Raw genomic sequence first — 7500 nt, forward strand, 5'->3', positions numbered from 1 at the left:
TTCGGTTCAGCTCCTGTTCCCGAGTACCGGAGGGTGTGGGGGCGCCGGAGGTCCCGGTCGGGCGTCGAGCGCGGTGAGCGCGTCACGCAGCCCCTCGTGTACATCCTCGTACACCTCGAGGTGTCCGTCCGTGGCGAGGTGGTCCGCGTCGGCCAGCCGCTCCAGCGCGGCGTCGACGGCGGCGTGGCCGGTGGGGGTCCGGGGCACGCCCAGCGGCGCGGTCGGGGGCTCGTTCGCCGGTGCGGGTGCGCCGGGGTCGCACTCCGGCTCGCCCGGTCCCGGAACCACTGCTTCCGCCGGGGCTCTCACCCCGGGCTCAGAGTCGCTCATCCCTCGACGCTACCCCGAAGCGCTGGGGTACCGTCGCTCCCGATGGCCACGATCGAGGAGTGCCGCAGCGCACTCGACAAGCTCTCGGACAACCTGGCGGGCGCCGACGGGGACGTACGTTCCGCCGCGGCCCTGGACCGCTCGCTCACCTGTCGTATCACCGACCTGGACGTCACCTTCGTCGGCCGTCTCAAGGGCGGCCGGATCGAGGTGCTGCGCACGCTTCCGGGGCCGCCGCCCGAGAAGGCCCAGATACGGCTGACCATGACCGGTGACGACCTGGTGGCGATGGTCGACGGCGAGCTGAACTTCGCGAAGGCCTGGGGCGCGGGCCGGGTGAAGCTGGAGGCGGGCCTGTGGGATCTGCTCCGGCTCAGGAAGCTCCTGTGACCGAAGCTCCCGCAGCCGCCCCGGCGGCCGTGTCGAGGCGCCGCGCCGCACGCGCGCGTGCGGTGCGTGCGGCGGGTACGACGAGGGGCGTGCCGGTCTCGGGGTCGTCGATGATCTGACAGCGCAGCCCGAAGACCTCCTCGACCAGCTCGGCGGTGACGACGTCCTTCGGCGCGCCCTCGGCGACGACCCGGCCGTCGCGCAACGCGATGAGGTGAGTGGCGTACCGGGCCGCGTGGTTGAGGTCGTGCAGGACGGCGACCAGGGTGCGCCCCTGCTGCTCGTGCAGTTCCGCGCACAGGTCGAGCACGTCGATCTGGTGCTGGATGTCGAGGTAGGTGGTCGGCTCGTCGAGCAGCAGCAGCGGGGTCTGCTGGGCGAGCGCCATGGCGATCCACACCCGCTGCCGCTGGCCGCCGGAGAGTTCGTCCACGTACCGGTCGGCCAGTTCGGCGACGCCGGTGTGCGCCATCGACTCCCGTACGACTCGCTCGTCCTGCTCCGACCACTGGCGCAGCAGCCCCTGGTGCGGATAGCGACCGCGGCCGACCAGGTCGCCGACGGTGATCCCGTCGGGCGCGATCGCGGACTGCGGCAGCAGGCCGAGGGTCCGCGCGACCCGCTTGGCGGGCAGCGTCTGGATGACCTGCCCGTCCAGCAGCACCTGTCCCCGGGACGGCTTGAGCATCCGGGACAGGGCGCGCAACAGCGTGGACTTGCCGCAGGCGTTGGGGCCGACGATCACCGTGAAGGAGTGGTCGGGGATCTCCACGGAGAGCTGCTCCGCGATCACACGCTGGTCGTAGGCGAGGGTGACGTCGCTTGCGGAGAGACGGTTCACCATGCTCCTCAGGTCGTTCGTGTCCGGCCTTGTGCCGGGTCCGGTGGTCACGGCTCCGGTAGTCATGGGTCCGGTGGTCATATGCGGCCCGCCCGGCGCTCGGTGACGAGCAGCCACAGGAGGTAGCCGCCGCCGAGGACGCCGGTCACCACGCCCACGGGCAACTGGTCCGCGCCGAAGAGCTGTTGCGAGGCCCAGTCGGCGACGACCAGCAGGGTGGCGCCCATGACCATGGAGGTCATCAGGTGGGGTCCGAGGGGGGCGGCTCCCGCGCTCCCCCGGCGGCGGGGAAGGATCGTCCGGCGGGCGAGCTGGGGCGCGGTGAGCGCCACGAACCCGACGGGGCCCGCGGCGGCGGTGGCGCCCGCGGTCAGCAGCACCGCGGACACCATCAGCAGCAGCCGTACGCGCTCGACGCGCACCCCGAGCGCGTACGCAACGTCGTCGCCCATCTCCGTCACCCGCAGCGCGCGTGACTGGCCGAGGACGAGCGGGACGAGGACGGCCCACAGTGCGAGCAGGGGCCGGACCTGCTCCCAGTCACGGCCGTTCAGGGAGCCGGTCATCCAGACGACCGCGCGGGTCGCGTCGACGATGTCCGCCTTGGTGAGCAGATAGCCGTTGACCGCCGTGACGACCGCGGAGACACCGATGCCGACGAGGACGAGCCGGTAGCCGTGCACGCCCTGCTTCCAGGCGAGCAGGTAGATGGCCAGTCCGGTCACCAGGCCGCCGACCAGCGCGCCGAGGGCGACCTGGGTGGCGCCGCCGGAGAACAGCACGATCACGACGAGCGCTCCGGCCGTGGAGCCCTGCCCGAGACCGAGGACGTCCGGACTGCCCAGCGGATTGCGGGAGATGGACTGGAACAGGGCGCCGGCGAGCCCGAGCGAGCCGCCGACCAGCAGCCCGACGAGCACGCGCGGCAGCCGCAGTTCGGTGACGATGAACTCCTGTCGGGCGTCGCCGCCCTCGAGCAGGGTCCGCAGGACGTCTCCGGGCGGGATCGAGAAGTCGCCGGTGCCGATGAGGGCGATGCTCGCGGCGAGCGCGATCAGCAGGAGCAGGGCGACGACCGTGAGGGCGCGCGGGTCGAGCCGGAAGGACAGCCCGCCGCGGGTGCGCAGGGTGGTACGGGAGGTCTTCACAGTCGGGCCGTCCTGCGCCGTCGTACGAGGAAGAGGAAGACCGGGCCGCCGATGACCGCGGTCACGATGCCGACCTGGACCTCGGCGGGCCGGGCGACGACCCGGCCGACGATGTCGGCGCCGAGCAGCAGGACGGGCGAGAGCACGGCCGCGTACGGGAGGATCCAGCGCAGGTCGGGCCCGGTGAAGGAGCGGACGGCATGCGGGACCATCAGCCCGACGAACACGATCGGCCCGCAGGCGGCGGTGGCCGCTCCGCACAGCAGGGTGGCGGCGGCCATCGACAGCGCGCGGGTGCGGTTCAGGTGCGCGCCGAGGGCGCGGGCGGTGTCGTCACCCATCGCCATGGCGTTCAGCGGGCGCGCGAGGGCCAGCGCGAGCACCGTGCCGACGACGAAGAACGGCAGCACCTGCCGGATGGTGGTGTCGGTGGCCGAGGCCAGCGAGCCCACCGTCCAGAAGCGCATCCTGTCGAGCGCCGCCCCGTCCATGATCATCACGGCCTGGAGATAGCCGTAGAGCGCGGCACTGATCGCCATACCCGCGAGCGCGAGCCGCACGGGCGTGGCGCCCCGGCTGCCGCCGAGCAGCCAGACCAGCGCCCCGACCAGCGCCGCGCCGAGGAAGGCGAACCACACATAGCCGCTCAGACTCGTCACACCGAGGTACGTGATGGCGGTGACGACGGCGGCGGACGCGCCCGCGTTGATGCCGAGCAGCCCGGGATCGGCCAGCGGATTGCGGGTCAGCGCCTGGAGGACGGCACCGGACAGACCGAGCGCGGTCCCGGCGAGCAGCCCGAGGACCGTACGCGAGAGCCGGTCATGGACGACGACGTCGGCGTACGTCCCCGAGTCGTGGAACAGGCCGTGCCAGACCTGGCCCAGGGGCAGCTCTCTCGCACCGACCGCGATACCGGCCAGCGCGACGAGCACCAGAAGAGCAACCGAGACGAGAAGCCCGAGGGCCCGTAGCGCCCGGCGGTTCGGGGGCGCGGGAGCGGTGTCCACGCGCGGTTCGGGAGGACTGTCGACCAACACGCGATTAGGTTAGCCTAACCTCACTCCTTGTGGGTGATCCTGTACGGCCCCGGGTGCTCGCGCGTGAGTCGTCCTCGGTCTCGGCCGGTCTCACAGCCCGAGCCGTGCCAGCGCCTTCCCGCCGTCCAGTCGGCACGAGTCCGTACCGGCCGCTGTCCAGGCCGCCGCGCACAGCGCCCGCAGGCCGTCCAGGGTCTCGCCGTCACCCGTCAGGTCCAGCCGCTCCTCACTCGCCGTCGCCGTCCAGCCTCCGCAGCGGAAGCCGGGGCCCACCGGGGTGACCTCCGGCTGCCCCGTCAGCAGACCGCGCAGATCCGCGTCGACGTACGCAGGTCGGTGATGCGGCGGCGCGGCGAGGAGCCGGGCGCCGTCCGTCACTCCCGTGAGGACGAGCAGGGAGTCGACCTCGCCGTTGAACGCCCCCTCGATGTCCGTGTCCAGCCGGTCCCCGACCACCAGCGGTCGCCGCGCCCCGGTCCGCAGGATCGTCTCGCGGTGCATCGGCGGCAGCGGCTTGCCCGCCACCTGCGGCTCGGCACCGGTCGCGATGCGGACGACCTCCACGGCCGCCCCGTTCCCGGGGGCGATGCCGCGCCCGCCCGGGATCGTCAGATCCGTGTTCGACGCGAACCAGCGCGCCCCACGCGCGATGGCGTAGCACGCTTCCGCGAACCGCCCCCAGGGCAGCTCGGGCCCGCCGTACCCCTGCACCACGGCCACCGGATCGTCCTCCGCCGACTCCACCGGCACCAAGCCCCGCTCGCGCAGCGCGACCCTGAGCCCCTCACCGCCGACGACCAGCACCCGCGACCCGGCGGGCACCTGCTCGCTGACGAGCCGGGCCACGGCCTGCGCCGAGGTGACGACATCCGAGGCCCGCGCCGGTATCCCCAGCTCCGTCAGATGCGCGGCCACCGCGTCCGGCGTACGCAGCGCGTTGTTCGTGACGTACGCCAGATGCATCCCGCCCGCGCGAGCCGTGCCGAGCGACTCCACGGCATGCGCGATCGCGTTCCCGCCCGCGTACACCACCCCGTCCAGGTCGAGCAGCGCCGTGTCGTACGCCTCGCTCAGAGGCCGCGCGCTCGCGGCCGGCCTCGTCCTGACGGTCTGGCTCATGACGATCGCTCCCTTGATTCTTCGCTTTCCCCGATCATCGCTCATGGCACTGACACACTTACGATGCACCAATGGACACTGGAGTCTCGGGGGACGTAACGACGCGCATGGGCCTGGACCTCGCCCCCTTCCGGGGACTGCGTTACGACCCGCATCGCGTCGGCAGCCTCGCGGCGGTCACCTCCCCGCCGTACGACGTCGTCGTACGCCCCGACGGACTGCTCCACCTGGAGTCGGCCGACCCGTACAACATCGTCCGGCTGATACTCCCCCAGGCCACCACCCCGGCGGCCCGCAACCAGCAGGCCGCGGACACCCTGCGCCGCTGGCTGTCCGAGGGCGTCCTCACCGCCGACGCCGAGCCCGGCCTCTACGTCTACGAACAGCGGGGCGAGGGGCTGCTCCAGCGCGGGGTCATAGGCGCCCTGCGTGTCTCGGAGCCCTCGGAGGGCGTGGTCCTTCCCCACGAGGACGTGATGCCGCATGTGATCGCGGACCGCGCCGCGCTGATGCGGGCGACGTCCGCGAACCTGGAGCCGCTCCTCCTGACGTACCGGGGCGACAGCGCCGAGACCGGTACGACGGCCGTCATCGAGCGCACCGCCGCGCGCACGCCCCTGCTGCGCACCACGACGGAGGACGGCTTCTGCCACCGCCTGTGGGCGGTCACGGACCCGGCCGACCTGGCCGAGATCCAGACGGATCTGGCCGGGCACCAGGCCCTGATCGCGGACGGCCACCACCGCTGGGCCACCTATCGGCGGCTGCGCGCGGAGCACGCTTCGCCGAGCCCCTGGGACTACGGCCTGGTCCTGCTGGTGGACACCGCCCGCTATCCGCTGCGGGTCCGCGCGATCCACCGGCTGCTTCACCGCCTCCCGGTGGCCGAGGCGCTGGCCTCGCTCACGGGCCTGTTCCGCGTCCGCGATCTGCACGTCCCGCTGACCAAGGCCCTGGAGATGCTCGCGGAGGCCGCCGCGGTCGGCAACGCCTTCCTGCTCGCGGGCGACGGCACCTTCCATCTGGTCGACCGTCCGAACCCCGATCTGCTGGCCCGTACGATCCCGGCGACCTACCCGGAGGCCTGGCGCACGCTGGACGCGACGGTCCTGCATGCCACGCTGCTGGAGAACGTGTGGCACATCCCGGAGGACTCGCCGGAGCACATCGCCTACATCCACGACACGGCCGCCACGGTCGAGAAGGCGGAGCGCGACGGGGGCACGGCCGTACTGATGCATCCGGTCCGCGAGGAGGTCGTACGGGAGCTGGCCCGCCAGGGCGTGACGATGCCGCGCAAGTCGACGTCGTTCGGCCCGAAGCCGGCTACGGGGCTGGTGCTGCGGGCGCTGTGAACGTGAACAGGGGCGGGATCCTTTGCGGATCCCGCCCCTGTTCAGGCGCGCGTCGGCGTGGTGAGGGTCAGCTCTTGTCGCCCTCGGTGTCGGCCTCGGACTTCTCGGACTTCTCGGTCTCCTCAGACGTCTCGAGCGCCTCAGACGTCTCGAGCGCCTCAGACGTCTCGAGCGCCTCAGACGTCTCGAGCGCCTCAGACGTCTCAGGCACCTCGGGCGTCTCGGAGGTCGTGCTGTCCCCGTCCTCGTCGCTCTCGTCGAGCGCGTCGACGAACTCGACCCCGTCCAGCTCGGCGAGCCGGTCGGAGGCGTCGGTGCTGCCGTCCCGGTCCGACTCGACGGTCTTGGCGAACCACTCGCGGGCTTCGTCCTCCCGCCCGACGGCAAGAAGCGCGTCGGCGTACGCGTACCGCAGTCGCGCGGTCCAGGGCTGTACGGAGGTGGAGGCCAGCTCCGGGCTCTGGAGCGTCACGATGGCGGCGTCGAGCTGCCCCATGTCCCGCCGGGCACCGGCCGCGACGAGCCGCATCTCGACCTGACCGGCCTTGTCGAGCTTGTGCACCTCGGGCGCACCGGCCATGTCCAGCGCCTTCTCGGGCCGGCCGAGGCCGCGCTCGCAGTCGGCCATGACGGGCCACAGCTCGATGTTGCCGGTCATCCGCCGGGCCGCCCGGAACTCGGCGAGGGCCTCGCCGTACTTCTGGTTGGCGTACGCGGCGAAGCCGGCCGCCTCACGCACGGCGGCGACACGGGACGCGAGGCGCAGGGCCACCTTGGAGTACCCGTACGCGCCCTCGGGGTCCTCGTCGATGAGCTTGGCGACCATCACCAGGTTCCTGGCGACGTCCTCGGCGAGCGTCTTGGGCAGGCTCTGGAGCTCCTGCCGTACGTCCTTGTCGATCTCCTCGCCGGTGACGTCCTCGGGGATCGGCAGCCGCTTGATCGGCTCGCGATCACGGTCCCGCTCCTCACGGAACCGACCGCCCTCGCGCCGGTCGTCACGCCCACGGAAGCCACCGGGGCGACCGCCACGGTCGTCGCGACGGGGACCACGGGAGCCACGGTCGTCCCGGCCCCGGAAGTCACCGCGCTCGCCACCACGGCTGTCCTCACGGCGGAAGCCACCACGCTCGCCACCGCGGTCGTCGCGACGGAAGCCGCCACGCTCGCCACGGTCGCTGTCCCGACGCTCGTCACGACGGTCGTATCCGGGACGGTCGTCACGGCGCCCGTACCCACGGTCCCGGTCGTCACCACGACGGTCATCACGACGGCCG

General features: G+C 72.5%; 8 protein-coding genes. 2 read left to right on the forward strand and 6 right to left on the reverse strand.

Going from position 1 to position 7500, the window contains the following annotated elements; genetic code table 11:
* Nucleotides 1-6: 6 nt before the first annotated feature.
* Nucleotides 7-330: a hypothetical protein gene (locus NGF19_RS24835; RefSeq protein ID WP_252427569.1), complete on the reverse strand. Its 324-nt coding sequence runs from the start codon at nt 328-330 to the stop codon at nt 7-9.
* 42 nt (nt 331-372) lie between these two features.
* On the opposite strand from NGF19_RS24835, the gene NGF19_RS24840 reads away from it, so the two are divergent.
* A complete protein-coding gene (locus tag NGF19_RS24840; protein WP_252427571.1) occupies nt 373-720 on the forward strand; it encodes an SCP2 sterol-binding domain-containing protein in 348 nt (115 codons plus the stop codon).
* Here the strand turns inward: NGF19_RS24840 and NGF19_RS24845 are convergent.
* The 4 genes from NGF19_RS24845 to NGF19_RS24860 form a co-directional block, all read right to left on the reverse strand.
* A complete protein-coding gene (locus tag NGF19_RS24845) occupies nt 704-1627 on the reverse strand; it encodes an ABC transporter ATP-binding protein (protein ID WP_252427572.1) in 924 nt (307 codons plus the stop codon). The genes NGF19_RS24840 and NGF19_RS24845 overlap by 17 nt on opposite strands.
* A gap of 11 nt (nt 1628-1638) precedes the next feature.
* A complete protein-coding gene (locus tag NGF19_RS24850; RefSeq protein WP_252427574.1) occupies nt 1639-2709 on the reverse strand; it encodes a FecCD family ABC transporter permease in 1071 nt (356 codons plus the stop codon).
* The gene (locus tag NGF19_RS24855; protein ID WP_252427575.1) at nt 2706-3749 is read right to left on the reverse strand and encodes a FecCD family ABC transporter permease; all 1044 of its coding nucleotides are present in this window, start codon (nt 3747-3749) and stop codon (nt 2706-2708) included. Before NGF19_RS24855 ends, NGF19_RS24850 begins: the two co-directional genes overlap by 4 nt.
* A 90-nt stretch (nt 3750-3839) precedes the next feature.
* Nucleotides 3840-4868, reverse strand: coding sequence for an HAD hydrolase-like protein (locus tag NGF19_RS24860; RefSeq protein ID WP_252427577.1), 1029 nt, complete (start codon nt 4866-4868; stop codon nt 3840-3842).
* Nucleotides 4869-4939: 71 nt separating this feature from the next.
* On the opposite strand from NGF19_RS24860, the gene NGF19_RS24865 reads away from it, so the two are divergent.
* Nucleotides 4940-6223, forward strand: coding sequence for a DUF1015 domain-containing protein (locus NGF19_RS24865; RefSeq protein ID WP_252427578.1), 1284 nt, complete (start codon nt 4940-4942; stop codon nt 6221-6223).
* Nucleotides 6224-6290: 67 nt separating this feature from the next.
* Here the strand turns inward: NGF19_RS24865 and NGF19_RS24870 are convergent, their stop codons facing one another.
* The gene (locus tag NGF19_RS24870) at nt 6291-7157 is read right to left on the reverse strand and encodes a tetratricopeptide repeat protein (RefSeq protein WP_252427580.1); all 867 of its coding nucleotides are present in this window, start codon (nt 7155-7157) and stop codon (nt 6291-6293) included.
* Between the last annotated feature and the right edge of the window lie 343 nt (nt 7158-7500).

The organism is Streptomyces macrolidinus (assembly GCF_023887685.1).
Taxonomy (GTDB): Bacteria; Actinomycetota; Actinomycetes; order Streptomycetales; family Streptomycetaceae; genus Streptomyces; species Streptomyces macrolidinus.

Bases quoted from the DNA above. Each gene is read 5' to 3' on its own strand.
- NGF19_RS24835 (WP_252427569.1), bottom strand. From the start codon at position 330: ATGAGCGACTCTGAGCCCGGGGTGAGAGCCCCGGCGGAAGCAGTGGTT.
- NGF19_RS24840 (WP_252427571.1), top strand. From the start codon at position 373: ATGGCCACGATCGAGGAGTGCCGCAGCGCACTCGACAAGCTCTCGGAC.
- NGF19_RS24845 (WP_252427572.1), bottom strand. From the start codon at position 1,627: ATGACTACCGGAGCCGTGACCACCGGACCCGGCACAAGGCCGGACACG.
- NGF19_RS24860 (WP_252427577.1), bottom strand. From the start codon at position 4,868: ATGAGCCAGACCGTCAGGACGAGGCCGGCCGCGAGCGCGCGGCCTCTG.
- NGF19_RS24865 (WP_252427578.1), top strand. From the start codon at position 4,940: ATGGACACTGGAGTCTCGGGGGACGTAACGACGCGCATGGGCCTGGAC.